The 25,985-nt window shown below is 69.4% G+C and carries 16 protein-coding genes and 10 pseudogenes; 11 read left to right on the forward strand and 15 right to left on the reverse strand.

Annotated elements, in window-relative coordinates:
• Positions 1 to 119: 119 nt before the first annotated feature.
• Positions 120 to 909, forward strand: a pseudogene (locus ACFPIH_RS23765) (MmyB family transcriptional regulator).
• Here the strand turns inward: ACFPIH_RS23765 and ACFPIH_RS23770 are convergent.
• Entirely contained in the window at positions 860 to 2,632 is a 1,773-nt protein-coding gene (locus ACFPIH_RS23770; protein ID WP_381174900.1) for a serine/threonine-protein kinase, read from the reverse strand. The pseudogene ACFPIH_RS23765 and the gene ACFPIH_RS23770 overlap by 50 nt on opposite strands.
• Positions 2,633 to 2,799: 167 nt before the next feature.
• Here ACFPIH_RS23770 and ACFPIH_RS23775 point away from each other — a divergent pair.
• Positions 2,800 to 4,077: pseudogene (locus tag ACFPIH_RS23775) on the forward strand (ISAs1 family transposase).
• Positions 4,078 to 4,950: 873 nt separating this feature from the next.
• Here the strand turns inward: ACFPIH_RS23775 and ACFPIH_RS23780 are convergent.
• On the reverse strand, positions 4,951 to 5,481 hold the full coding sequence (locus ACFPIH_RS23780) for a hypothetical protein (RefSeq protein WP_381174898.1): 531 nt from the start codon (positions 5,479 to 5,481) through the stop codon (positions 4,951 to 4,953).
• 421 nt (positions 5,482 to 5,902) lie between these two features.
• On the opposite strand from ACFPIH_RS23780, the gene ACFPIH_RS23785 reads away from it, so the two are divergent.
• From ACFPIH_RS23785 to rox, 4 genes are all read left to right on the forward strand, one after another.
• Positions 5,903 to 6,391: a hypothetical protein gene (locus ACFPIH_RS23785; RefSeq protein ID WP_381174896.1), complete on the forward strand. Its 489-nt coding sequence runs from the start codon at positions 5,903 to 5,905 to the stop codon at positions 6,389 to 6,391.
• On the forward strand, positions 6,363 to 6,788 hold the full coding sequence (locus ACFPIH_RS23790; RefSeq protein WP_381174894.1) for a hypothetical protein: 426 nt from the start codon (positions 6,363 to 6,365) through the stop codon (positions 6,786 to 6,788). The genes ACFPIH_RS23785 and ACFPIH_RS23790 overlap by 29 nt, the downstream gene beginning before the upstream one ends.
• A gap of 55 nt (positions 6,789 to 6,843) precedes the next feature.
• Positions 6,844 to 7,176: a hypothetical protein gene (locus ACFPIH_RS23795; protein ID WP_381174892.1), complete on the forward strand. Its 333-nt coding sequence runs from the start codon at positions 6,844 to 6,846 to the stop codon at positions 7,174 to 7,176.
• Between the two features lie 587 nt (positions 7,177 to 7,763).
• Positions 7,764 to 9,308 (forward strand): rifampin monooxygenase, encoded by a 1,545-nt coding sequence (rox, locus tag ACFPIH_RS23800; protein WP_381174890.1) that lies wholly within the window; start codon positions 7,764 to 7,766, stop codon positions 9,306 to 9,308.
• 147 nt (positions 9,309 to 9,455) lie between these two features.
• On the opposite strand, the pseudogene ACFPIH_RS23805 reads toward rox, so the two are convergent.
• Positions 9,456 to 10,274: pseudogene (locus tag ACFPIH_RS23805) on the reverse strand (ADP-ribosylglycohydrolase family protein).
• Between the two features lie 232 nt (positions 10,275 to 10,506).
• Entirely contained in the window at positions 10,507 to 10,845 is a 339-nt protein-coding gene (locus tag ACFPIH_RS23810; RefSeq protein WP_381174888.1) for a cupin domain-containing protein, read from the reverse strand.
• Positions 10,846 to 11,089: 244 nt separating this feature from the next.
• Between ACFPIH_RS23810 and ACFPIH_RS23815 the strand changes: the two are divergent.
• Positions 11,090 to 11,506 (forward strand): annotated as a pseudogene (locus ACFPIH_RS23815) (transposase); the annotation flags it as partial.
• A gap of 15 nt (positions 11,507 to 11,521) precedes the next feature.
• Here ACFPIH_RS23815 and ACFPIH_RS23820 read toward each other — a convergent pair.
• The 3 genes and pseudogenes from ACFPIH_RS23820 to ACFPIH_RS23830 all read right to left on the reverse strand — a co-directional run.
• Positions 11,522 to 12,127: pseudogene (locus tag ACFPIH_RS23820) on the reverse strand (Nramp family divalent metal transporter); the annotation flags it as partial.
• Positions 12,128 to 12,545: 418 nt separating this feature from the next.
• Positions 12,546 to 12,758, reverse strand: a pseudogene (locus ACFPIH_RS23825) (hypothetical protein); the annotation flags it as partial.
• 189 nt (positions 12,759 to 12,947) lie between these two features.
• On the reverse strand, positions 12,948 to 13,853 hold the full coding sequence (locus tag ACFPIH_RS23830; protein WP_381174886.1) for a hypothetical protein: 906 nt from the start codon (positions 13,851 to 13,853) through the stop codon (positions 12,948 to 12,950).
• Between the two features lie 540 nt (positions 13,854 to 14,393).
• On the opposite strand from ACFPIH_RS23830, the gene ACFPIH_RS23835 reads away from it, so the two are divergent.
• Positions 14,394 to 14,933: a hypothetical protein gene (locus ACFPIH_RS23835; RefSeq protein ID WP_381174884.1), complete on the forward strand. Its 540-nt coding sequence runs from the start codon at positions 14,394 to 14,396 to the stop codon at positions 14,931 to 14,933.
• 353 nt (positions 14,934 to 15,286) lie between these two features.
• On the forward strand, positions 15,287 to 16,636 hold the full coding sequence (locus ACFPIH_RS23840) for a tetratricopeptide repeat protein (RefSeq protein WP_381174882.1): 1,350 nt from the start codon (positions 15,287 to 15,289) through the stop codon (positions 16,634 to 16,636).
• A gap of 452 nt (positions 16,637 to 17,088) precedes the next feature.
• On the opposite strand, the gene ACFPIH_RS23845 is transcribed toward ACFPIH_RS23840, so the two are convergent.
• The 5 genes and pseudogenes from ACFPIH_RS23845 to ACFPIH_RS23865 all read right to left on the reverse strand — a co-directional run.
• Positions 17,089 to 18,207 carry an NADAR family protein gene (locus tag ACFPIH_RS23845; protein ID WP_381174880.1) on the reverse strand — a complete coding sequence of 373 codons (1,119 nt, stop codon included), beginning with the start codon at positions 18,205 to 18,207 and terminating at the stop codon, positions 17,089 to 17,091.
• 606 nt (positions 18,208 to 18,813) lie between these two features.
• A complete protein-coding gene (locus tag ACFPIH_RS23850) occupies positions 18,814 to 19,647 on the reverse strand; it encodes a PIG-L family deacetylase (protein ID WP_381174878.1) in 834 nt (277 codons plus the stop codon).
• Positions 19,648 to 19,840: 193 nt separating this feature from the next.
• Positions 19,841 to 20,906, reverse strand: a pseudogene (locus ACFPIH_RS23855) (transposase); the annotation flags it as partial.
• Positions 20,907 to 20,916: 10 nt separating this feature from the next.
• Positions 20,917 to 21,186, reverse strand: a pseudogene (locus ACFPIH_RS23860) (IS701 family transposase); the annotation flags it as partial.
• A pseudogene (locus ACFPIH_RS23865) lies at positions 21,171 to 21,371 on the reverse strand (VOC family protein); the annotation flags it as partial. The pseudogenes ACFPIH_RS23865 and ACFPIH_RS23860, both read right to left, overlap by 16 nt.
• Before the next feature lie 12 nt (positions 21,372 to 21,383).
• On the opposite strand from ACFPIH_RS23865, the pseudogene ACFPIH_RS23870 reads away from it, so the two are divergent.
• Positions 21,384 to 21,605: pseudogene (locus ACFPIH_RS23870) on the forward strand (MarR family transcriptional regulator); the annotation flags it as partial.
• A gap of 236 nt (positions 21,606 to 21,841) precedes the next feature.
• Positions 21,842 to 22,189 carry a hypothetical protein gene (locus tag ACFPIH_RS23875; protein WP_381174876.1) on the forward strand — a complete coding sequence of 116 codons (348 nt, stop codon included), beginning with the start codon at positions 21,842 to 21,844 and terminating at the stop codon, positions 22,187 to 22,189.
• A gap of 247 nt (positions 22,190 to 22,436) precedes the next feature.
• On the opposite strand, the gene ACFPIH_RS23880 is transcribed toward ACFPIH_RS23875, so the two are convergent.
• The 3 genes from ACFPIH_RS23880 to ACFPIH_RS23890 are packed head-to-tail and all read right to left on the reverse strand — an operon-like array spanning position 22,437 to position 25,952.
• Positions 22,437 to 23,249 (reverse strand): phosphatase PAP2 family protein, encoded by an 813-nt coding sequence (locus tag ACFPIH_RS23880; protein WP_381174874.1) that lies wholly within the window; start codon positions 23,247 to 23,249, stop codon positions 22,437 to 22,439.
• On the reverse strand, positions 23,250 to 24,203 hold the full coding sequence (locus ACFPIH_RS23885) for a YihY/virulence factor BrkB family protein (protein WP_381174872.1): 954 nt from the start codon (positions 24,201 to 24,203) through the stop codon (positions 23,250 to 23,252). It lies immediately after the preceding gene.
• Entirely contained in the window at positions 24,204 to 25,952 is a 1,749-nt protein-coding gene (locus ACFPIH_RS23890) for a bifunctional phosphatase PAP2/diacylglycerol kinase family protein (RefSeq protein WP_381174870.1), read from the reverse strand.
• Positions 25,953 to 25,985 lie beyond the last annotated feature (33 nt).

Here is a 25,985-nt window from a genome sequence, read left to right on the forward strand (position 1 = left end):
AGGAGGCCGACCCCGGTGGGCAACCATCCGTCCGAGTCACCTGCTCTGGCCAGGGCTGAGCCCACGCAGGGGTCACCAGCCCCTGGCTCGGACCCTGCCGGAGAGGCGACGACGAGAGGGTGAATCTTCCCGAGCTTGCGGCGTTCCTCCGGTCCCGGCGTGATCGGATCCGGCCCGGCTGACGTCGGCCTGCCCGCCGGGTCCCGGCGCCGGGTGCCCGGCCTGCGGCGCGAGGAGGTCGCGGAGCTGGCGGGCCTGTCGGCCGACTACTACACCGAGTTGGAGCGCGGACGCGGCGCCCAGCCCTCGTCCCTGACACTGGCCGCCCCTCGCCCGGGCGCTGCGGCTGGGCGGCGACCAGCGCGACCACCTGTTCCATCTCGCCGACCGGCCGCTGCCCGCGTCGGCGCACGGCGCGAGCGCGCGACACGTCCAGCCCGCCCTGCTCGGGCTGCTGGACCGGCCGGTCACCACCACCCCGGCCCAGGTCATCGCCGACCCGCACGAAACCCTCGTCCAGAACGAGCCGGCCGCGGCACTGCTCGGCCGGGCTCCGGAACCGCGCGGCCCCGCCACCGGCTTCGCGTACCGCTGGTTCACCGACCCGGCCGCCCGCGCGGTCTACCCGCCCGAGGACCATCCGCCCCACTCACGGGTCCTCGTCGCCGACCTACAGGCAGTCGCCGCCCGCCGGAGCCGCGACACCGAGGTCGCCGGGATGACGGCCGCCAACGCCTCCTGTGGTTCACGGCCCCGCCCGGTGCCGAGGGCGCCGTTCAGCTTGAACTGCTCGGCGTCATCGGCACGCAGGACACGGCGACGGCTGAGGGCGCCTCCCGCACCGAAGGCGGCGCGGCGGTCAGGACTTCCGCACGTACTCTGCCGGCTCTGCGTCCGCGTCCATGCTGAACAGCAGCAGGTGGCCGTCGCGGGCGGCGGTGAAGAAGACCGAGTCGGGCTGGCGGCAGCCCTTGCCCGACTCCGCGGTGTATGTCGCAGGGCTGAGCGCCAGCACCGGGGACACAGCACCGATGACGAAGGTGCCGTCGCAGTACTGTTCCGTGCCGTCATCCATGCCCGCCGTGACCGACATCCGCACCAGGCGGCCACCGACCGGGCCCTGGGTGATCCGGATCAACTCCTGCTCTCGATAGGTCTCGTTGGCCGGCACCCAGGTGCCGACGTACTGGTCCGGCACCGCGTCCCGTCCGCCGGTCGACCGGTAGAAATCGGCCGTCAGGCCGCCGGACTTCCACACCAGTACGTCCCGCGACCGCACCGTGAGAGTCTGCTGGGAGAGCGGCGTGCAGCGTCCCTGCGGCACCCCCGCCGTCACCTGGCCCTTGCCGACGACCAGTGTGTCGGCATCGGCGGAGACCAGCTTGCTGCGCCCTGTGCACTGCAGATCGCCGTCGGTGTCGATGTACGCGGCGACCTTGTCGCCCGGCCGACCCGGTGAGACTTCCAGTCGCAGTACCCGTTTCGGCAGTTCGGAATTGCCCTCGAGTACGCCTTCCCAGGCGCCGACGAACTCGTCCGGGATGCCCGGCTCGGCGCTCGGCGACGCCGATTCCGAGGCTGACGCGGTCGCCGAGGGTGCGCCGCCCGCCGCGGGGTCCTTCTCGCCGTCGCCACGCAGCGCCAGCGCCGTGCCCGTGGCCACCGCGGCGAGTGCCACGACTCCGGCGAGGACTGGCCGCCACCGCCGCTTGGAGTGCGTCGGCGAGCCCTGCGGCGGTGTCTCGGCGGTGAGCATCCGAGCGGCGAGCTGGCCGAGTTCAGCCAGCAGCTCTGCGGGCAGCCAAGGGCCGTCCGCGTCGGTGCGGGTGTGGACGGCGAGCTGCTCGGCTGTGGGCCGCCGCTGCGGGTCCTTGGCGAAGCAGGAGGTAACCAGACCGGTGAGCGTCTGCGGCACCCCGGTGAGGTCCGGCTCCTCCTCGGCGATACGGAACATCAGCGCGTGCAGTCCCAGCTCGGCGGCGCCGAACGGCAGCCGCCCCGTCGCCGCATACACCAGCACGGAGCCGAGGCTGAAGATGTCCGCGGCAGGCGTCACCCGCTGCCCGCGCACCTGCTCCGGCGACATGAAACCGGGCGAGCCGAGCACGACCCCGGTGGAGGTACGCAGACTGCCCGCCACGGTGTCGAGCGCCCGGGCGATACCGAAGTCGATGATGCGCGGGCCGTCGACGGTCAGCAGGATGTTCGACGGTTTGATGTCGCGGTGGACCAGGCCCGCGCCGTGGATGGCGCGCAGCGCGCGGGCGAGCCGCCCGGCCAAGGAATGGAGTGTGGCCTCGGGCAGCGGCCCATAGCTCGACTCGACGACCTGGTGCAGTGAAGGTCCAGGCACGTACTCGGTGGCCACCCAGGGTGCCGCGGCCTCGGTGTCGGCGCCCAGCACCGGCGCCGTCCACTCACCGCCCACCCGGTGCAGCGCGGCGACCTCCTGGCGGAACCTGGCCCGGAACTCGGGGACTTCGGCCAGCGCCGCCTTGACCACCTTCACCGCCGCGGCCCGCCCGCCCGCGGAACGTCCCAGGAAGACCTGGCCCATGCCGCCGGAACCCAGCCTGCCGAGCAGCGTGAAGTCCCCCATCCGCCGCGGATCCCCCGGCTCCAGGACCTGCATCCGTGCCCCGCTCTCCCCGTATGCGTCAACTTGCCCTGCGCGGCGAAGACATTACCGGTTCGAACAGAAGCTGACCCGCGGTGGCTGCGCCGCCCTAGGATCGACCCCTTCGCGGTGACCCAGAACTGAGCCTGAGAGGCCCCGCTGCGACTGCCGCTTGTTCGAATCTGGAGCCCGTTTGCCCCGTACCCCGTCTGCAAGCCCTGCGCGAGGATGCCGATCGGGATCAAGTCCGCAGCCTGGTCGCCGAGTTCGAGTCGCTCACCGATCCGCGCGGAGCCGGCGGGGTGCGCTACCGGCTCTCCTCCCTGCTGGCCCGGTGGTCTGCGCGATGACCGCCGCGGGCCACAACTCGATCACCGCGGCAGCGGAGTGGTGCCGGCATGCGGCCCCCGAGGAACTGGCCGCCTTCGGCCTGGCCTACCACCCGCTCCTGGGCCGCTACCGAGTGCCGAGCGAGAACCCTGCGCGCCGTGCTGGGACGCCTCGATCCGGCCGGGCTCAGCGCGGCCGGGTTCGCCTACGTGACGTACCTGCTTCCCGACGAGCGCGCGATTCCGGCGCCGCTGATGCCCGACGGCGGCCCGGAGCGCGAGCAGCGCCGGACCCACCGGGCTGCCGTCCAGGCCGATCCGGTGCGCCGCAGGCGCCGGGCCATCGCGGTGGACGGCAAGTGCCCGCGCGGGCCAAGACGCCCGGACGGCAGCCAGGTTTTCGTGCTCTCCGCGGTCCGCCACGGCGACGGCATCACCCTGGCCTCGCGTGAGATCGGCGCGAAGACAAACGAAATCCCCCAGTTCGCGCCCCTGCTCGACCATGTCGACGATGCCGACCCCGCCGGGGCGGTCATCACCGCCGATGCTCTCCACGCCCAGCACGCTCACGCCGTCTACCTGCGCGAACGCGGCGCCCACTACCTCCTCACGATCAAGAACAACCAGCGCGGTCAGGCCCGCCAACTCCACCGGCTGCCATGGAAGGAGGTGCCCGTGATCCACCGTGACGACGCCCGCGGCCACGGCCGCCACGAGCAGCGTTACGTGCAGGTCGTCACGGTTGACGGCCTGCTCTTCCCGCACGCCCGCCAGGTCCTGCGCATCCAGCGCAGACGCCGCCTGCATGGGGCGAAGAAGTGGTCCAGCGAGACCGTCTACGCCATCACCGACCTGCCCGCCGAGCAGGCCGACGCGGCCGAGGTCGCCGCCTGGGCCCGCGGTCATGGGACCGTGGAGAACACCGTCCACTGGGTGCGCGAGGTCGTCTTCGGCGAGGACAAATCCCAGGTCAGAACCCGCAATGCACCTGCCGTGCTCGCTGCCGTCCGCGACCTGATCCGCGGCGCGCTCAAGCTCGCCGGGTACGTCAACACCGCCGCCGGACGCCGAAGGGCCCTGGATTTGGGGGAGCGCTGCGACCGTGGACGGGTGGGCATCACCTGGGTGTGATGGATGCGGTAGACGTCGCCGACATTCACCTCCCGGGTATCGGGGTATCGGGGTGCCGGTCGAGCAGCTGGCAGTCGAGGACACCGAGGTCCGTCTTGTCGTGCGGTCGCTGGCGGTGTCGGCTGCCTGTCCGGAGTACGGGCAGAGATCCTCGCGGGTGCACTGCTGTTGCCAGCGGTGTCTGGCAGACCGTCCTGTCGCCGGCCGACACGTACGACTTGATCTGCGAACACGTCGTCTCGTGTGCGGGAACGACCGTTGTTCTCATAGGACGTTCGCCGAGCAGATCCCCGCCCCGACCCGGCGGCACGCGCGCCGCACGGACGCTCTCACCGCCCAACTCACGGACATCGCCCCCTTCCTGGGCGGCCGTGCGGGACCACGTCTGTCCGGGCGTATGGCCATCACCACCGGCAAGGACACCTTGTTCCGCGAGCGTAAATGCCTCGACGACTTGTGTGAACGCAGTCCCGCGCTGGCCACGACCACCGAGTACGCCCGGCGCCTGTCCCTGTTGTGGGGGAGCGGCGCAATGAGCACCTGGCCTTCGACATCTGGCTCGCGGACGTCCGCCTGGACGGACAACGAGAACTCCGCACAGCGGCACGCGGCACGACCGCGCAGCTGTCCTCGGGGCCCTCACCACCACCCACACCCCGCGAGCGGTCGAGGGTAACGCCACCAGGATCGAGGATGGGTAGAAAAGCATGCGAACACGGGATGTTGGAACGCGCTCATAAACTTGGAGTACCGGAATTCCATGGCGAAGAAGACCGCGATGGCGCAGCCCCGCCGACCATGATGTCGGAGCCGATGGCGCTGTCCCTCCGACGGGGGAAGCCGTTGGTCACCTCCCCCGCCGAGGGCATGAGTTCAGCAGCGCTTGCTGGAGTAACCCCCCACAGGTGCGGGGTCACCGGCGGCCCGTACGGTGCCCGACCCGGCCGTGCACTCGCTCACGGTGCTGGTGCCGTTGGACCAGAACTCCTGGGCGGTGGTGTTGGTCCAGGACCGCTTGCCCAGGACCTCGTCCTGAGAGTAGCTGTAGACGGCGGAGGTCACGTCGTAGTCTCCGACGGCGTCGCGGAAGCTCTGCCAGACCCAGACGTAGCCGTAGTTCTTGCCGCAGGACGGCGAGTAGAACTGCTTGACGGAGGCGACCGTCTTGCCGGCGCGCGTGATGTACCCGGTGGAACCGATCTGGTAGGCGTCCGCGCACACCCCGGCCGCCCGGGCCCGCAGGCTCGCCGGGTTACCGTCGGCAGACGGCGCGGTGGAGGCCGCCGCAGTGGTGGTGCGTGCCGTCGGTGCGGGCGCCGGGCCGGTCCCGGCGGTGGCGACTCCGGCCGGGATGAGGGCGAAGGCGCAGGCCAGCGCCGCAGTGGCGATCTTGAGATGACGCATGTGGTGTTTCCCCCTGCTCGTTGTGGTTGAGCCATGTGTCATGACACGTGCTGAGACGTGCTCCGATGTGGGGGACACCGACAAGGCATGCGTGGTCAGCGCAGGTCCCCGTAGCGCGAAGCGGCCACCTCCGGATTTCCCGGAACACTTCGGACGTAAGGTGAGACCCGTTGGACGCTCAAAGGGTTGTACGGCGGATGCCCTGCACCTGGCGCGACGTCGTCCGAGCGCTTCAGTACTCGCTCTACGACCCGGATGGCTCCGCCCGGACCCGGATCGAGGCGTACGTGGCCGAGCTGCATGCCACCGGCCGCGGTGTTTCGCCCTGCCCGCACGCCAGGCCCTTCACCACTCGGGCGTCCCCACGATCGACAGGGTCCTGCATGCGCCCAAGTTCGCCCTTCTCGCGCGACTGACCGGAGTGTCCAGCTCAGCCGAGGTCCGCCGATACCTCACCGAGGCTGCCGCCGAACTCGGCTACCAGACCGGCGGCCTGCGGACCGCGCTGTCGAACTGGCCCCGCAGCGGACGCCCTTGGCGACCGGGCCTTGGCCCGCTGGAACTGACCACCGAAGTGGTCCAGATGCGCACGGCCTGCTGGATCGTGATCGCGTACCTGTCCGGAATGAGGGACACCGAAGTCCGGGAGCTCGCCCCCGACTGCGCGTTCACCGAGAACGGCCCGGACGGCCGTATCCGCCACAAGCTGCGTGGCAGGGCCCTCAAGGACCGCAAACTCACCGGCGACAAAGCCGAATGGGTCGTGCTCGACGTCGTCCACCAGGCCGTCGCCCTGCCCCCGGCACGCCGAACTCGCCCTGTTCGAAGGCTAAGCGGACACCTCGGCCTCCGGGTTCGCTGCCGAGCGCGCCATCGCCCAGTTGGACTACGTCGAGGACCTCTACCGTGACTGGAACGACGGCCACCGCACCAGCGGCGGCGCCGCCGGCCCTGTCGATGCCGAGTTCGACCGGATCCGCCGGGAGCTGGGCGACCTGCCCGGCATCGCCGCTAGCCCCGCCCGGCCGCGCATCATGCTCCAGCACCTGACGAAGACTCTTCACCCCGGCGTCCACAACGACTGCTTCTACCAGCACTCCACCGCCCTCTGCGCGAAGCGGGCCCAGCACACGGGGCGGCCCCTGCCGCTGCTGACCATGTGCCTGACCTGCCCCAATGCCCGCCGCCCCAGCGTCCACCTGCCCCGCCTGACCACCGCCCGCGCCCAGGCGCAGCGCCCGCTCGACGCCCCGGCGGGACTGTCCGGCCTCCAGACGGCCGCGCTGACTTCACCGCGCTGCGGCTGAGGCGCACCCTGGAACAGTCGGTGTTCCCGTAGGGCCGGGCACCGACCAGGCTGTCGTGCATGCCTTCGAGCGGATCGTGATCGGCAACCCCGAACACACCAGCGGCGCCCTGACCGTCTCCACGCTGTGCACGGAAGCGGGTATCTCGCGCGCCACTTACTACCGCTCACGCTCGGCGAAGATCATCACCGGATTGCTCCGGACACCGGACCCGCCACGCCCGCAGACCGACACCGTGACGGCGGACATCGCCCGCCTCAAGAAGGCGGAACGCACGCTGCGCTCCCCACACGCGGCCGAGCAGCGGGAGGCGCGTGAAACCATCACCGCCTACGCCAACCACACGCTCTCCGCCAGGCCGGCGGCACCGTGGCATCCCTCCCCGTGACGGCCCCGGTCTCCTATCTCTGGCCCACGGTGCAAAGTAGCCGCGAGGGGCGGCCGGTCACGCGGCTTTCCGTGCGACGTCGGGGTAGGCGTCGATCGTGGCGACAGCCCACTGGGGGGTGGGGCTCACATCTCGATCGGCGCGCGGCGCCTGACCGTGTGCGGTGCAGGAACTCGATGCGGGTGGCGAGTTGGTGGGCCAGGGCCAGGTTTCGGGGATGCGGATCTTCCGTTTGCGTTGGCCGCGGAGGGCAGAGTCCTGTGGCTGCTCGGGCTCGGTATAGCCGCATGCAACCTCACGGGTGCCCGACTTGGCGTCCGCTTCAGTGCCTTCCGAGACCCGGTCCGCCTCGGGGGGCAGCCAGGACGTAGGGCCCGTTCGGAGTCGTGATCACGTGGCTGGGAAAGGACTGGACGGGGTGATGCTCGGGCTTGTAGCTTGCAGTCGACCGTGACACCACCCAAGGAGGTGAGACCCATGAACGCTGTATCGATGTGGGTGCTCCCCCTTCCCGTCACGGGCGGGCGATTGACGTAGGTGTCGCCGGGAGAGCCTCGCCAACAAGGCACTCCCGAAAGGCAACACCTATGCCCTCTTCGCAGTTCACCGCCGAGCCGTCCTCGAACGACACGGTCGAGCGCGACTTCACCCTGGGCGGCGTCCCCGGACTCCGGTCGTCGGGCTCCGGCGCCGATCGCGCGCCCCTCATGTTCGATGTGATCATTGCCGGGTGCGGGCCGACTGGCGCGATGCTGGCCGCCGAACTGCGGCTGCACGATGTGCGGGTACTCGTTCTGGAGAAGGAAACCGAGCCCGTGTCGTTCGTCCGCATCGTCGGTCTGCACATTCGCAGTCTTGAGCTGATGGCAATGCGCGGACTGCTGGATCGCATTCGTGAACACGGAAGACAGCGTCCGGCCGGCGGATTCTTCGCCGCCATCAACAAACCCGCGCCCCAGGGCCTGGATTCCGCGCACGCCTATCTGCTGGGCATCCCGCAGCCGGTCATCGTTCACCTGCTCGAAGAACATGCGACCCAACTGGGTGCGCAGGTCCGGCGCGGTTGCGCGGTGGCCCATTTCGAGCAGGACGACGACGGGGTGACCGTCGAGCTCGCCGACGGCGAACAACTGCGTTCGCGCTATCTCGTCGGCTGTGACGGCGGGCGCAGCACGGTGCGCAAACTGCTCGGCGTCGGCTTCCCCGGTGAGCCCTCGCGGACCGAGACGCTGATGGGCGAGATGGAAGTGGGTGTGCCGCAGGAGGAGATCGCCGCCAAGGTGGCCGAAATCGGTGAGATCAATAAGCGATTCTGGCTCAGGCCCTTCGGTGAAGGGGCATATAGCGTCGTAGTCCCCGCCGCGGGAGTCAGCGATCGCACGGAACCACCCACCCTCGAGGATTTCAGACAACAGCTGTGCACCATCGCCGGAACCGATTTCGGCGTGCACTCACCGCGCTGGTTGTCCCGCTTCGGGGATGCCACCCGGCTAGCCGAAAGCTATCGGGTCGGGCGGGTGCTGCTGGCCGGCGATGCGGCACACATCCATCCACCCACCGGCGGACAGGGCCTCAACCTGGGCGTTCAGGACGCATTCAACCTCGGCTGGAAACTGGCCGCACACATCCGCGGCTGGGCGCCAAAAACACTGCTGGACACCTACCAGGCCGAACGCCATCCGGTCGCCGAGGACGTGCTGGACAACACCCGCGCCCAGATGGAACTGCACTCCACCGAACCGGGCCCGCAGGCCGTGCGCAGGCTGCTCACCGAACTGATGGACTTCGACGAGGTGAACCGCTATCTCATCGAGAAGATCACCGCGATCGGCATCCGCTACGACTTTGGCGAAGGCCCCGACCTGCTCGGCCGCCGCCTGCCCGACATCGATGTGAAACACGGCCACCTCTACGGTCTGCTGCATCGCGGCCGCGGCCTGCTGCTGGACCGCACCGAACGCCTGACCGTCGGCGGCTGGTCAGACCGGGTCGATTACCTCGCGGACCCCACTGCGGCACTGGATGTGCCGTGCGTCCTGCTACGCCCCGACGGCCACGTCGCCTGGATCGGCGACGATCAGCAGGACCTGGACGACCACCTCTCCCGCTGGTTCGGCAAGCCCGCCAACTGACTTCGCCCGAGCAACCGAAAAGGCCCGTGAGGAGGATCGGAACGGCCCGTAGCGACTGACCATCGGAAGGCTGGAGGCAGCATCAGCCGTGGTGCTCTGGCTCCAGGGTCGGCCTGCGAGGAGGTTAGCCTCCGAGTGGCGCCCGGTTCAGCCTCCGAGGCGGTGGGCAAGGTGCAGCAACTCTGCCAGGTGCAGCACCCGTCCATCGAATCCTGGGAGGGGGACATGGCGCGGCTGGGTCCAGCGGGCGGGGATCGCATCCAGCCCGTAGCACGCCCCCGCGAGGCCTCCGGTCACGGCGGCGACGGTGTCCGTGTCACCGCCGAGGTCGATCGCCGCGCGTATCGCGTCTTCGGAACTGGTGGTGGTGCGCAGGCCCAGACGGCGGAGCCCAGGCAGGGCCAGATGGCACCGTTGAACTCGGTTGCCTGATCGGGGTGCCAGTCGGGCGCGAGGACTGTGGCGTAGCGGTCGCGGTGGTCGCGGTGGACAACAGCCAGGATGTCCGGGGGCGCGGTGAGGGGGTCGGTGTCCTCGAACGTGACGCGGATGAGTTCGTGGAAGATCGCGGTACCTTCCCAGGCCGCGCGGTCACCGTGGGGGAGGGCAGCGATGCGGCGGGCCGCGTCCATGGTGGCTTCTTGGTCGGCGGCCGCGAAGCGGATCGCGGCGGCGAGGTCCCAGGGCATGCCGTTGGTCAGGACGTCTTCGGTCTGCAAGCCGATGCCCTTCGGCTCTGATGCTGCCCACCGCTGGAAGCGGGCGAGGATGTCCGGCAGATCCAGTCCGCCCCGCTCCAGCAGTGACTCCGCGACCAGGACGACCATCTGCGTGTCGTCAGTGGCCTAGCCGGGGTCCCAGCCACCGCCTCCGCACATCTCGCCACCGGCACCAGGCGCGGGAAACCGCGGAGAACGCTCCCTGGGGACCGAACTCGAAGGGGCCGCCCAGGGCGTCACCCACCACTGAGCCGACGACCGCGCGGCCCTACCGGGCCGACCATGCGATGGAGATGGCGTGCCTCAAGCCGGTGGACATCCCGTCCGCGGCAGACCGTGTAGCGCGTCCGGCTCGGTGAAGCCACCGCGCGGGCGCTGGAGATGCTCCGCGATCTCGGCGACTTCTTCCGCTGGGACATCAAACTCGCCATTGACGCGGCCCTCGCCGCTCCGCAAGCGACGTTTCCGCCGCCGCGCACCTACGGCCGGTAGCGGATCTCCAACATCACGCAGCCTCCGGTTGTCCGGTATGGGCCGTGTTCCATGCCCGGGGGCCGGGCGGCGAAGTCTCCGGCGCAGAAGGTCTGATCCAGGGTCAGGTCGTGCAGGTCGCCTTCGAGTAGATAGACCTCCTCGAACCACTCGTGCCGGATCACGCCGGAGAGCGAGGTGTCGAGGCCGGGATCCCAGCGCACCAGCCGGGTCAGCACCTCCGGATCAGCCTTGTCCCTGCTCAGAATCCTCTCGGCGGTCCCGGGCTGCGGCCCGGTGCGCCACTGTTCGGCGTCCGGTGAAAAGAATTCCCGCTCGTTCTTCACGACAGTGACCTTCTGTAAGCAGCAAGGAGCCGGGGTCGGCCGGAGCCCGCTGGAGACGTGACGTACGGGTCGGAGACTGGAGCCTAAGCTTGTCATTTGTGGTCCGGTGTCGAACGCGGCTCGAACTCGGTCGGCGTTTTCGCAGTCCAGCGGACGTGAAGGTGGCCTCCGTCTGATCCTGTGCTCCGTCACAGAGGGGATCAGCGCGAAGGCCGTGGTCGTGAGTTTGGTGCATCAAGGCGTCCTGCGGGATTGCGTTCGCGGAAGTGTCACACTTCCGGTCGGAGCTGTACGCGTGTCTGACGGCGCGGGGCGAGGCGTTGTTCGAGTTGTGCGACGCGCTGTTGTGCACGGACGGGCCGGTGCGGACGCTGGTTGATCTCGCGCTCGCGCCAGAGCACCGTCGTGGTCACGGGGCTCTGTACGGCGGGCTGAACCAAGGGCGGATCGATGTCGCACGGGCTGCATCGAGCCCTGTTCGGGGTGCCGTTGTCGAGGGCAGCGGATGGTCGGCTGGTGCTGGCTGGTTGTGGATGTCTCGCCGCGGCTGCGGCCGGACGCCAACACGTTCGCTGACCGGGCCTTTTGCCACACGTTCGGCCGGGGCGAGGGCATGCATCAGATGGTCCCGGGCTGGCCTCACTCGGTGGTGGCCGCGGTGGGTGTACGCGAGGCCCAGGCCGATGACCGCGAGCAGGAAGACGATCGCCAGCTCGAACGGGCGGTATCCGCGCCGTTGGAGGGCGAGGATCGCGAAGCTCGCCACGGCGGTGATCAGCGCGGCGGGCAGCTTGGGGACGGGGGGAAGAGCAGGTAGAGGCCGATGGCAGTACCCACGAACTCCGCGTGGCCGGTGGCCATGACCACCGGCCTCGGCCTGCGCCCAGAGCCCCACGACGACCGGGTGGCGGAAGCTGTCCCGGCACAGTGTGGGCAGGTCACGGCCGGTGGCCAGGCCCGTCCTGGCGGACAGGTACTGGATGAACATCGCGACCGCACAGGCCGAGACGGGGGCCCACACGAGCAGGTGGCCGTGCCGGGCTCCCGCCTGGAAGTTGGTGGCGAAGTTTCCGGGATCGACGTAGGCGACGGCGGCGACGAACGCGGGGCCGTAGAAGGCCAGTCGACGACGCCGGACGGTTCGGCGGACGGAGGGGGCCGGTGCGAGGGCCGGGGCTGCTGCGGTTCTTCCTGGCCGACTTCGCCGAGGGTCGGCGACGGGACGGAGAACGCATCGCCGCCCTCCTGCCAGTCCGGGCATGTCGGCGACGAAGCGACCCATGGAGAACGTGTTCACGATGTACGCCGGCTTGCCGTGCCTACACGTCGATCGTCGGCGCGGGCATCGAGGAGAACGACGCCGTCGTCTGTACTGAGCACCGCGCAACCGCCCGGTCACCAGCACCTCCACCACCACGATCCTGCGAGTCCTGCGCCACCTGGCGAAGTGCACCGCCCGGCCGCGGTCAGCGAACTCATGGCGCCCAACACCGTCCGGACAACCCCGACACCCTCCGCTACGCCCCCGAGAAACGACACGCACACAGACGGAGAACACCACACCACTGTGACCCCCCACCTTCACAAGGAACCATCAACGAAAGGCCGATCGGGACATGAACCAGAGACAAGGTGTTGACGCTCTCCTCCCTGAGGAGAGGAGATTCCCCACCCTCCAGGGCTGACCGGGGAATTCCAGCTCACACTGCCAGGTAGGGCAGCGCCCCGCCTGGTCTTCTGCGATCAGCACCAGCCGGGGCCGGATCGGCCCGGAAGAGCATCACGCGGGCGGAGTTCTTGTTCCTGGGGGAAACGGCTCCACGCACGGTGCAGGCGTGATTTCGTTCCGAGAGGGGATGGGGGTAGTGCCTCTTGAGGGATGGGCTGAGCTGGGTCCGAGAACGAGCGCCGCAGGGCCTCCTGATACCGCGGACTTCGACATCCCCGGGCTACCAAGAGGCTCTGCGGCCATGCGCGGCACCGGTCGAGATACCCCGGTCAGATACCCGGTTCGATCGGATCGTCCTCGTGATCGATGGGACAACGGCATCTCACCACTCGTGGTCCGGACAAAGGCCCGGGTGAAGCGTTCAGGCCGACGCTCACAGCTCGGTCTTGGGGCTGCTGTTACTGGGGTCCAGGAACAGTTTCCAGAGTGCGGTGATGAGGACCGCCCACTCCGACGCCTGGTTGTCGCCCCTCTGCTGCGCTATCCCCAGGAGGTCACTGTTGCTTGCTTCGAACTCCGGGTTGTTGACGGGGGCGTCGTTGCTGTCGGGGCCGGGGGTCGTGGGCCCTTCTGCGGGCTGGTCGGCCAGTTCCTCGGCGGTGGGCGTCTCCTCCGTGACCTGCAGATCGGCGGCGCCTGCTGTGGGGTTGGGGCAGGTGATGGCTCCTCCGCTCTCCCGGCACACGGGGGCGGGCACGGGCATGGTCACGTCCGATGCGTTGGGGCCTTCCAGGTACTGATAGAGGTGGAAGTCCGTGTAGTGGTTGGGGGTGTAGAAAATGAAGCCGTTGACGTTGTCCCGGACGATCCGCTCGTCACCGCGATTCGTGCCCCGGGTCGGCCGGATGTCGATGTCGTACTCAAGGAGCTGCGGCTCCTGCGTCCCGGGTATGTTCCGGATGAACTCGGTGAGATCCCCGGAGGCGGCGTCGAGGAAGAAGCCTCCGCGCATGATGAAGCCGACCCGGTTTGTCGCCGAGTTCGTGGGATCGTTGGGGTCGGTCATGTCGATTCTGTCGGTCCGCCTGCCGAAGGGGAAACCCCGGCTCATCCAGTAGGCGATCGCGGTATCCAGTTTCTCCGTCGGGAACTGGAAGACCTTACCGTCGTCGACGGCGGCGCTCGCCTGCTGTCCCTGGGACGTGGCAAACCACGTTCCGCCGCCCAGCAGTGTCGCCACGGCGAGGAAGAGCACCAGGAACTTCCCGCTGAGCCACCGGGAACGGCGCTTGTGCGCACCTACGCCGGACGCCCGTCCAGCGACGGGGGGTGGGGTCATTTCCATTGGTTGCTCCCTGGATCGTGATCTTGCTGACCGTGGGCTTGTCGGGCCGCGTCGGCCATCCGGCGGGCGGGTGACGCTTGCGTGAACTCCGCGAGGCATCGCATCGGGGGCGGAGCGTGCCCACCTCCCTTCCTTCCGATGTCTCCGTCGACCACTCGGGGAGAGGCGGACGAGGGCTTGTTGCACCAGCCCCTCGAATCACAGCAACCCCACAGGCCGTATGTTCGGAGGAGGCACACTTCCGGCACCAGGGTCATCTGTCCCAACCGCCGAGTAAATCTTGATACTTCAAGATCAGCTCGCCGCGGGCATTCTGGTGGGCACCGTCGGAGTGGGGGTGTATACCGAACGGCAAACGGGGTGGTTGAACCGGGCCGCTGAAACTACGGTTGGTGGCGTTCAGGACATACGGCACCCGGCGCGGCTGCTCTCACGGGACTGCTACGGAGGCTGGGCCTGGGCTGGATGCCGCGGTGCGGGGCGGAGATGTCGGAGGTGGGGGGTGACCCTCGGCGCCGGGAGTACAGGGGCGCGATGACCAGGTACGTTCACCATCAACTGATGGGCGTCGCCATGGCGGTGTGCGCCTGCGTCGTCAGTGCGCCGGTGGCCTTCGGGGTGCGCGGGATACCTGCCGTGGCCGACGGCACGGTGTGGAAGGTCATCCTTCTCATGCTCGGCTGCAACGTGCTCTTCGGAATGCTCGAGGCTTCCCGGCTCAAGTGGGTCAGTGAGGTTCACATCTTCGAGGAAGCAGTTCCGCTGGAGAACCCCGAAATCCTCCGACCCGCCGACTACTCCCTGCGTCACAACCTCGTCAATAGGGGCTTCTTCTCCGTGCTGCTGGTGCCGACACTGGTCATGGGGCTGACCTTGAGCCCCTGGTTATCCCTGACCCCCCTGTGGATGTCACTGGACTGGCTGATCCGGGCCGGCATCGCAGCACGCTGGGAGAAGAGGAACGCGGTGCTGTTGTGGCGGGGACACGTCCCGGACAGTCCGTGGGAGCTCTCGTACTCCCCGGTCAGGTCGTCGCCACCGACTCGAACCGCCACGGATACACCGCCCGAGTGACCAACCCCTTTTCGAGCTCAGGGAGTTAAGCCAGGTCAAGCAAGGTCGGCGTACCGCGGCGGCCGTCAGGTGCCCCCTGGAGCGCCTTTCTTACGCCCTGGCGGATGAACTGAAGGCCTTCTGGATCGCTTTGAGGCTCAGCCCAGATCTGTAGGTGGAAGGCGTCGATCGGCACTGCGGAGTACAGGCGATCAGCGAGGTCGGTGTTCCCTGATCGGTGGCGTACGTCTCGCGCCGGGCGGCCTTCCACGCCGACGCCCCGATTGGCGGGGAGCGTCTTTCCAACCGTGCTGTAATCGAAACTGCCGGGGGTGTCGGCGAGGTGTCGGGGGCGAGCGCTAGGGTGCGTGGCCGTGGACGCTGCTGATCTTGACTACCGGGCCCGGACGCGGTCCGGCTGCATCCCGCCGGAGCTGGTCTCGCGGCTGCTCGAACGCGGCCACGTCGACGTGGTGGAGCTGCAGGCCGGGCGCGGGGAGTGGTTCTGCGCGCTGGCGTGGGCGCGGTTGCTGGGTGAGCAGGGCCGGCAGGCCGACGCGTTGGAGGTGCTCGCCCCGTACCTGGCGACCGGCTGGTGGACGGCCGTCGTAGCCGCGGCCGAGCTGCTGGAGGGCTGGGGCCGCGTCGACGAGGCGATCGAGATCACCCGGGTCCGTATGGAGGCCGGACACCCGATGGCGTTGGAGTCCTACGCGCGCCTGCTCGCCCGGCACGGCCGCGCCGAGGAGGCGTTCACCCTGCTGCGCCCGCACATCGGCGAGCTGTCCCTCGGTGTGGTACTGGTCGACGTCGCGGCCGCCGCCGGCCGCGACGAGGAAGCCGCCGCGCTGGTCTCCGCCCGGACCGAGCACCGGTGTTCCGACTTCCCGTGGTGCTGCCGAGGCCTCGATCGCGACACGGCGATCGGGCTCCTCGCCAGGATCCGCGAGCGCCAGGGCCGCACCGACGAGGCGATCGCCTTGCTGCGCACCGGCAGCACCATGCTGCTCAACAACCGTGAGCAACTGGCCGCGCTGCTCGCGCGGCACGGCCGGCTCGACGACCTTCGGGCAGCTGCGGCGACTGATGACTCGGGGTACGCCGTACAACGGCTCGCGAGGTTGCTGGAGGAGCGCGGCGACGTGGAAGGGGCGATCGCGGCATACCGGCAGGCCGACGGACCCGTGGCCCACGACCCCAACTCGGCTTTCGAGCTCGCGCAGCTCCTGGCCCGGCACAGTCGGGGGAACGAAGCGATCGACGTGATGCGTGTCCAGGCCGACGCCCGCAACGGGGACGACTGGATCCTCCATACTCTGTCCGACCTGTGCCTCGGCCAGGGCCGCCCCGAGGACGGCCTGGCACACCTCGACGCCCTCGCCGCCGCCCGCGGGGGCGAGGAGGACTGGGACCTGTACTGGATACGGCTGCCGCTGATCGCCGCCCGCGACGGCGTCGACGAAGCGATCGCACAGGCCCGCTCCCACCCCGAGGGCGCCACCTCGTACGCGGCGTCGCGCATCGCCGAGCTGCTCGCCGGCGCCGGACGCACCGGGGAGGCCGTCGCCGTCCTGCGCCCCCACGCCCCCGCGAACAGCGATGACCTGGCCGGCCATCTCATCGACCTCGGCCGCGTCGAGGACGCCCTGGCCGTCCTCCAGCGGCGCACCCCCCGCCCGCCAGAGCTGTCGGACGGCCCCTGGCACGACGATCCCCCGTTCTGAGGCCCTGCCCGGTCCGGGCCCGCTGGGTAGCGTCCCGTCACCTGGAGAGCGGTGTGCCGGTTGCCCGGAGTTGAACTGTGCCGTCGTTGCTCAGCCGGTTGCGCGTCGGCGGGGGAGAGGCCGGGCGGGCACGGGGTCCCGGCGTGGGGAGAGGCCGGGCGGGCAAGGTGCCGGCGTGCGGGGTGGCGCCACCGGCCGGAGGTGCCGCGGGCGACGTCGACGCCCAGCCTGCCCACGGATGACCGCGCCGACGATCGCCTCGCTCGTCTCGCGGATCTTGTATCTCTGCCAGCCTCTGACCGAGGGTTGGTAGGCGTCGTCCAGCTTCTTGAAGACCAACGCCTCCATCCCGACCCACGCCCATGTCAGCCACTCGTGCACGACGTCGGCCTCGGTGGTCGACGGGCACGGCGCCCACCGAGGCCGACAGCCGGCGAACACGGACCTTCCGCCTACAGCCCGGGAATCGTGGTTCGTCGCATATGCAGTTCGGAGCGGACAAGTTCGAGGAGACGGCCGGTCCAGTTGCGGCCTCGGCCGGCGTTGTCACCCCAGAAGGCCGAGTCCACGTCGTCGTAGATCACCGTGGCGTCGTCCGTCGCCAGCAGGATCTCGGCCAGCTCGGGATGCTGATCGTATTTGGCGCGCAGCAGGCTGGTCATAACGGCGGTGCGGGCCTGCTCCCAGCCCTCGCGGCGCGGTGCCCCGGCCGCGATCTTGCGTCCTGCGGCAGCGGTGTCCGCCGTCGCGACCGTGACGCCGACCTCTGGCTGAGCGACCGACAGGGCCCAGTAGGCGTGGGCGACCGAGGGGTAGCTGACCTTTCCTACGGTGATCGGGGCGGGGTAGTCGTTGCGCAGGCCGAGTAGGCCGGGGTCGGGCACCGGCTTGTTCGGATGGGAGTGGTAGAGGTGGACCGCGGGAGCGTGCGGAGCTGCCGGCCCGTCAGCTGAGACGTGGGCTTGCCGCTCGGCCCTCCAGTGGGCCCGCTCCTCGAAGTACGCGAGGGCCCTGTCGTAGGCCTCTTGTGTGACCGTCGGGTCGATGGGCAGGTAGGTCCGGCCTCCGGGCCCTGCCACCAGTACCCGCAGCGGCCCGTCCTTGCTGTCCATGTCGCCCAGCGCGTATCGGCGCTGGGAGGCGGGGATGGCCAGGAACGCCAAGCGGGCTGCGGCCCTGTTCTCCTCTGTCCGATCGGCGAGGAAGGTGTCGACGGCGGCCAGGCAGCGACCCGTCGAGTCGGGGCGCCCGTTGAGCTGGTCGATGGTGTCGCGGACTTCGGCGACCAGCAGTTCAGGGGTGAGCCAGCTCCGGGGCTCGCTGAACCTCCAGTACGCCAGGTCATGCGCGGATGCCTCAGCACCGTCCGGCAGGGTCGTAGCAACCCACCCGGACCGGAGCTTCTCCTCGAACTCCTCGATGGTGACCAGGCCCCAGCAGTCGATGAGTCCGTCGGCATAGATGAAGAGGTCGGTCAGGAAGTAGCTGCCGTTGCGGATGAAGGCGTGTCGCCAGGTTCCGGGTATGCGGACGCCGTCCGCGGTGCGATAGGTGATCCGGTTGCCGATCATCCGGTGATTGTGTCGCAGTGGCCGCCGAGGTGATCTTGAATTTTCGCGCCGTGCGGACGTACTTGACGGCAAGCTGGAGATGGGCCACAAGGACGCCTGGTGGGCGGGAAACCGCATGGTGGCCTACGTCTGGTACCCGTCCGCGTCCCGCTGCGCGAGCTAGGGATGGCCGATGTACGGGCCGCCCGGCACGGCCTGCACCTGACCGACTCTGCACGCGGGCTGGGGCGCGCACTACTACGGCAACATCCCGGCCGTCGTTCCTCCCCGGACTGGTTCAAGATCCCGTATCACCCCCGCACCGAAGACCTCTCGCGACGCGCAACGCTGCCTCAAGCGAGCAATCTGCCGTCAGCTCTTCAAGATCCTCGAACATTCCGACCGAGACGCCGGCAGGGACTCCGGGAATCTCGCCCCAGCGGCTTGACGCGATATAGCAGCCTCGGGGGACTGGCGTCCTCGTAACCGCCACGCGACCGAGCAGTGCCACCCTGATGATCAAGGGCCGCCGGAGCGGAACCCACGTGAACGAGCCTCCGGGTGTGCGAGCACGCCCGATCGAGCCGTACGGACCATGAGCTCTCTGACCCCTGGTGGGCGGGCGGATCAGCGCAGTCCGGCGAAGAGGTCACTCTCGGGCACGGCCGCGCCGGTGGTGTCCTGGACACGTACGAAGGTCTCGACGCCCATCAAGTCGGTGAACCTCTCCTGGCCCATCCTGAGGAAGAAGATGTTCTCGCCCTGGCTGGCGTGCGCGGCCAGCGCATCGAACTTCTGGCCGCCGAACGCGGTGGTGTCCACCCAGGTGGTGATCTCCTCGTCGGGGAGTCCGATCTCGGCCATCGCGGCGGCCTCAGCGGGATCCGGCTCCTGCCCGTCCACCCCGAACTCGCGCATGACCTCCCCGAACCGCTGCATCATCGAGCGGGGTGCCGTCGTCCAGTACACCTTCGGTGTCAGCGCGGTCATCGCCAGCGCCGCCATCGTGATGCGGTTGGCCTGGATGTGGTCGGGGTGGCCATAGAAGCCGTTCTCGTCGTAGGTGACCACCACATCGGGCTGGTAGCGCCGCAAGAGTTCCGCGAGTCGGGCAGCGCCCTCCTCCACCGGTGTCTGCCAGAAGGAGCCGGGGGCGTCATTGGTAGGCCAGCCCATCATCCCGGAGTCGGCGTAGTCCAGCATCTCCAGATGACTGATCTTCAGGACTTCGCAGCTTGCCTCGAGTTCTTCACGCCGTATCAAGGCGACGGCCGCCGGATCGTGCCCGGGACCGCCCGGCTTGGCACCCCCCGGTCCGTCACCGCAACCGCCGTCGGTGCACGTCACGAGGACCGTGCGAATGCCCTCCGCCGCGTACCGGGCGAGGACACCTCCTGTTCCGGTGGCCTCGTCGTCGGGGTGGGCGTGTACCGCCATGAGCGTCAAGGGCCAGTCATTCATGAAACATCCTCCTGTGTGAAAAGGCCTCGGTCTGAGTCCGCGGCGGGCGTATGAGCGGTCGCCTCTCAAAATCATGACGATTATGGAGGCAGTCCAGCGCGAACTCGACGAGGGTCCCTCCGTGACCTGGACGTGCGCCTCCGCCGGTCCGGCCGTCCCGACAAACTGGCTCATCGCGGAAGGGGGTGTAGTCGGGGCCTGAGCCGCCGGTGTCGAGCAGGCTGAGGCTGATGTAGTTGGTCAGGTTGCGGAAGCCGATTGGCGGTGCCGCGGAGGTGTTCGAGTCGGCCGTTGATGGCCTCGGTCGGGCCGTTGGACGTGCGGGGTGGGTCGAAGCAGGCCAGCATGTCAGCGGCGCGTTGTTTCAGCGTTCTGCCGAGTCGACTTGGCTCGGGCAGTCCGGCCGGGACGCCGTGGCTGATTGTTTGATGACGGCGGTGAGGCCGGTCTTGCCGACGCGGCGGTCAGGATGTCGGCAGGCGGACACGATGCGCTGGTAGGTGCCCCAGATTGCCTCGACCGCAGTGTGCTCATCAGCAGTGAATACCCTGGCGAGTCGGGCGTGTTGGCGGTCGGTGAGCAGGCCGACGCCGGTGCGCAGCACGCTGCGGATGCGGTAGAGCGGATCACCGACCCGGCTGTGGTGCCCGCAGGTCTCTTGCTGGACGCGTTGGCGGCGTCGGTCCAGCGCATCGCCGGTTTTGAACACCTGCTGGGACGGGCCTTCGACCATGTCCGGCAGTCTCGACGGTCCGGCGCCGTCGCGGACCGGGGTGAGGTCGATGACGACGGTGAAGAACGTGTCCCTGCGGCGGGTGTGGCGCCACGCGTGCTCATCCACGCCCAGGACTTGGACACCGTCGAAGCGGGTCGGGTCGGGGATCGGCAACTGCTGGCCGATCGCGAAGACGGCGTCGTTGGCGGTGTGCCAGGACACCCCGAGCCCGGCGGCGATCCGGGAGATCGACATTCGGTCTATGACGACACTCTTCAACCTTCAACGCCCACATCACCGCTTGCGTCGACAGTTTCGCCCTCGGCGCGTCGGCCGCGGTCGCGTCCTGACGCCAGACCTGCCCGCAGCCCGGGCAGCGGTAGCGGCGGATGCGGACGTGCGGGATCGTTGCCCGCCGGCCGAGCGGGACGTGCGCCGGTCGGCACAGCACGCTGCCGCGAGGCACCCCCGGACAGTCGCAGGAAGGGCACCAGTTGTCAGGCTCGACCACTCGGCAGAGCAACACGGCGTGGTCCAGCTGTAGATCGTGATCTTCATGTCCGGGCTGCGGCCTGTCGTCGGTAGGGGCTGGTCTGTGATCGTGCCTGATGGCGGCGTCGCCAGTCGGACCAGCCGAGCCGTTGGACGAGACCGTTCAGCGGCCGGACGGTGATGGCGAGGAACAGGTGCTGGATCTCCTTACAGGTCAGCGGGGCCAGGTCCTCCGGTCCGGTGCGACGGGCGTACTCGTCGGCGCGCACGACGGCGAGGACGGCATGAGCGAGCATGGCGAGGGTGACCCAGCGGCTCCAGGCTGGGCGGCGGATGCGAGATCGGTGCCGGGAACGATGTCGCGGAGTGCGAACGCGATCGGTTTCGTCTCGAAGACGACGGCGTGCGGAGGTCCGGCCTGCGAGCGGACGAGGCCGAGGTACTGCTCGTAGAACGCCTGCGAAGCGTCGAGGTCGCGCGCCTGGAGCGAGATGAAGTCGGGGCCGGTGGCGGGCATGATGATGCTCCTTCTCTTCTCGCGCGTGGCGCGTTCGTGACACGGCAGTCGATGAACGTGCTTGCCGCGCGGCTCACGCCTCGCGGCCGACGGAGCCTGGAGAAGGCGACCGTAGCGGTCCGGTCCGTCGAGGTCAGAATGCTGGCCGGCATGACCGGGACCGAGCAGTCAGCCGCGTTCCGGATCCTGCCGAGCATGATTCATTCCCTGCGCGATGACAACGACGGTGCATAGCTCGCTCCCCGGCGCCCGTCTCACCACGCCCGGACAGGAGCGCAGCCCAGCGTGGAAATCCGTGCAGGCGACCTCGAAAACCGACAGCCCCCGACCACACCCAACTCTGCGATGAGCCGACAAGCTGCCCGAGGGCCTCGTCCATTCCCTCAGGCTCACTATCTGCATCAACTACGGCGGCCACGACGAGGTCACCCGGACCGCCGCGGCATTCGCCCCGGCAGCCCGAGAAGGCAGTGTCGGCGATCGGGTTCTCAGCCCAGCTTGTCGCCAGGTGCGGCTGGTCGTGTGGTCCAGGCCCTGATGAGTTCGGCAGCCAGCCAGTGTCCGCGAGAGACTGCCTCGTCCTCTGGGAGGACGCCGTTGGTTCTGCGGAGAGGATCTGCTCCGCGGGCGAGGAGGAACGCGGTCATGTCGATGTGCAAGGGTTCGCCGCTTTGTATGTGGCCGTCGACTTCGACATCGACGGCGTGTCGCAGGAGGGTCCAGCCGTCACCGTTGTCGTCCTCGATGTCGTAGCCGTCGTCGAGAAGGTCACGAAGCTTCGGCAGGTCTTCGTGTTCGACCGCGCTGTGGCCGGCTGACCAGGACATGGGCTCCTCCGGAAGTGGACTGCTGGTGTGTTCGAAGCGTTGCACGCAGCCGCATCATCCGTTGGCCTGCCGGCGTCACGACAGCGGCTATTTGATGTTTGTGATGTCCGGCTTGGCGCTCCGGTTCTCGGGGCGCTTGTTCGGGCGGTAGCTGGGGCCGTTGATGATGACCTGGTGGCTGGTTCCGATGGGACCGGCCCTGCCGCTCGGAGACGAGTTCACTCGGCCGACTCGGCCGTCAGTCGCGTACGGACCCGTCGCCGTGTTCCCGGCCGGAGGGGCCCGGTTCGGGGTGGGCACCGGTGAGTTCGGGCTCCAGTCCCTCCCTCAACCTGGCATGTCCGCGGCCTGCGTCGGCGCGCCAGGCCTCGAAGGCCCAGGCGGTGAGAGCGACGACGGCGAGGCCCAGGAGCCAGCCGCCCACGACATCGCTGAACCAGTGCACGCCGAGCGCGATCCGGGTGAAGCCCACGCCGAGCACAGACACAACCGCGGCGCACCAGCACAGCACCCGCAGAGCGCGCGGCACCACGGGCAGCAGGACCAGCAGCAGAACGGCGAACGAGGTGGTCGCGGTCATCGCGTGCCCCGAGGGGAAGGAGAATCCCGGGGCGTGCGCGACCGGGTCCTCCAGGGAGGGCCTGACCCGTGCGACCACCGTTTTGACCAGCAGCCCGACGACTCCGCCGGCCACGGCCGTCACGGCGGCCCAGGCGGCGAGTCGCCAGGCCCGGCGGTACACCAGCCACACAGTCAGCAGCGCGACGACCGCCCGCAGGGTGAACGGGTCCCACACCCAGTCGGACAGGAAACGCAGGGTGTCGGTCCACGCCGGGTGTTCGAGGGCGGTCTCGTGCAACCGCCGTGCCGCGCCCGCGTCCAGACGGCGCAGCGGCTGCCAGTGAACCTCGACCAGGACGAGTAGCAGGCCGAAGGGGACGGCGGCGAAGGCGGCGACGGCGGCCGAACCGAGCAGACGGATGCCGAATCTCCGGTCGGCCGCCCGGCGGCGACGGTCACGAAGGCGCTGGGCCGTGGCGCGGACCACCATTCAGACTCCCGGGTCGGCTGTGATCGGACAGGGCCGCAGCGCCCGCGCGGCCTCCAGCTGCGCGGCGAAGGACAGCCCCAGAAAGAGGGCGATGGAGGTCAGGTAGGACCAGATCAGCAGCGACATGAAGGCGCTGAGCGGGCCGTAGACCGCGTCGAAGGACCCACTGATGCCCAGGTACAGGCTCAGCAGCCAGGTCAGGGCCGTCCACAGCACGAGATACACGGCGGCGCCGAAGGCCAGCCAGGTGTAGCCGGGCTGTCGGCGCCGGGGGGAACGGCGGAAGATCGCGCTGGCCGAAAGAAGGGCGAACAGCAGGCCGAAGGGCCAGCGCAGGATCTCGCAGACGGTTCTGGCGTCGCCGTCGAGGTGATACACCGTCACCGCCTCTGCGGCCAGGTCGCCGCCGGCCACCATCACGATGAACCCGAGGCCGAGGGGGATCCCGGCGCTGAGGGACATCACGAGCCCGCGCAGGTACTTCTGGTGGAAGGGACGGTCCCGTTCGTTCCCGTAGATCCGGTTGGCGCCGCGTTCGATCTGGCACATCGCGGTGGTGACATTGACCAGTGAGAAGACAAGGCCGAACCAGAGGGCGATCTGGGCACCGTCGCCCGCCCTGCGGCGGCTTCGGGCCAGTGCGTCGTCGACGACGTCGGCGCTGGGCCCCTGCGCGATCCGGTGGATGGTCAGTTCGGCGAGTCTGCCGATGTTCTCCGTGTGCAGCGTGGTGGAGAGCCCGACGAAGGCGATGGCCAGCGGGATCACCGACAGCACCGTCTGGAGGGCGAGCGCGCGGGAGTGGCTGAAGCCGTCCGCGTAGCGGAACCGGACGAAGGAGTCGCGCAGCAGCGGCCAGCGGCCGTAGCGGCGCAGCGACGCCAGCGCCTCGTCGGCCGAGAGTTCGTCGCCGGTCATGTCGCGGGTCTCGGGGACCTTGGTGGCGGTGCCCATTCACTTCTCCCGGTTGGGCAGCAGCACGGTCAGCGCGCCGGGCCTGACCTCGGCGGTGAGACGTCGCCCGTGGGACACCGGGTCCCCGTCGAGTTCGCGCGACTGCGGTGCGGCGAAGGTGAGTTCGGCCCGCCGGAAGGTGAGGAACTCCACGGGAACGCCCTTCGTGCCGGTGCCCTCGGGGGCGAGCGTGTCCACGGTCGCGGGCCGGGAGTTCCGCCTGCCGCCGCTCATCAGGACGCCCAGGGCACGCATCCAGCCGCCTGGGCCGCGAGGGTCGAGGATCAGCAGATCGAGCAGTCCGTCGTCGGGCCGGGCCGCCGGGAGGAGCGTGAGACCGCCCTGTACGGCGCCCACGTTGGCGACGAGCACCATGCGGGCCGTGCGGTGCAGGACGGGCGCGTCGTCGAGCCGGACCGTCAGCCGCATCCGGGGCGTGCGCAGTGTGCCGAGGGCGGCGAGTACGTAGGCGGGCCAGCCGAGGGCGGACTTGGCGCGGTCGTCGGTGTGTTCCAGCATCGCGGCGTCGAGCCCGGCCCCGGACATCACGGCGAAGTGGGTGGGGGAGAGGCCGTCGCCCTCGATGCGGCCGAGGTCGAGACGGTGCGGGGTGCCGGACAGCGCGGCGTTGAGCGCGGCGGCGGGGGTGAGTGGCAGGCCGAGGTTGCGGGCCAGCAGGTTGCCGGTGCCGCAGGGCACCACGACGAGCGGTACCCCACTGCCGGCCAGGGCGTCCGCCGCCGCCCTGACGGTTCCGTCGCCGCCGCAGACCACGACCAGTGTCGCTCCGTCACGGACCGCGCGAGCCGCCTGGCCGGTGCCGGGGTCGTCGGCGGTGGTCTCGATGAACGCCGGTGCGCGGTGGCCGTGTTGTTCGAGGATCCGCCGCAGTTTCTCGCGGGCCGCTCCGCCGGTCGCCGTGGGGTTGAAGATCACGGCGGTGCTGCCGGGCTCGCGCTCCTCGGTCCCGGCGGTCGCGTCCGTGTGCCCGGTCCGTGGTGAGGGGACGGCGGCCACGGACCGGTCGGTGAACAGGGCACGGCCGACGACCAGCAGGGACAGGGCGCCGTTGGCCATTCCGCCGATCACGTCCGTGGGGTGGTGCATGCCCCGGTAGAGGCGGGCGACGCCGACAGCCGGCGGCACGAGGAACAGCAGCCCGGCCAGGGGCCACCGCCACGGCCTGCGGACCCGGGACAGCACGAGTACCGCGAGTCCGGCATAGAGCGCGGTGGCCGCGCCGGTGTGGCCGGAGGTGTAGCTGGACGTGGGCGGGGAGGCGTCGAGACGGTGCACGTCGGGGCGAGTGCGGTCCACCGACTCGGTGACAGCCAGGAACACCAGCGACTGGAGTGAGACGGCGAGGGCGAGGAAGACCGCCTGGCGCCACATCGGCAGCCGGGGTATGAGCAGGAGGGCCACGCAACTCAGCAGGGTGATGGTGATCACCGTGAGGGTGTTGCCCGCCTCCGAGCCGAGGTACGACAGGGTGGTGAGCGGGCCCGTACGGATCCGCTCGAATCCCTCGTTGACTTTGTCCTCGACCGTCAGCGGCCACACCTTCCGGGCGGGGCCCGTGATCAGGAGCCCGAAGCCCACTATCAGGGCGCCCTGGCAGACGGTCAGTACGCCGATGCGCGCGACGGTCCTGCCGGTACCGCGGGGCAGGACGGACGAGCGGTCCGGCCGGACCGCTTCGGGTCCTTCTCCAGTCGCTCCTGCGGCTCTTTCCGGCACGGTGGTCGGCATCGGGGCTCCCACGGGTCTGCGGCTCGCGGCGGT

This window comes from Streptomyces vulcanius (assembly GCF_042653945.1).
Classification (GTDB): Bacteria; Actinomycetota; Actinomycetes; order Streptomycetales; family Streptomycetaceae; genus Streptomyces; species Streptomyces mangrovi.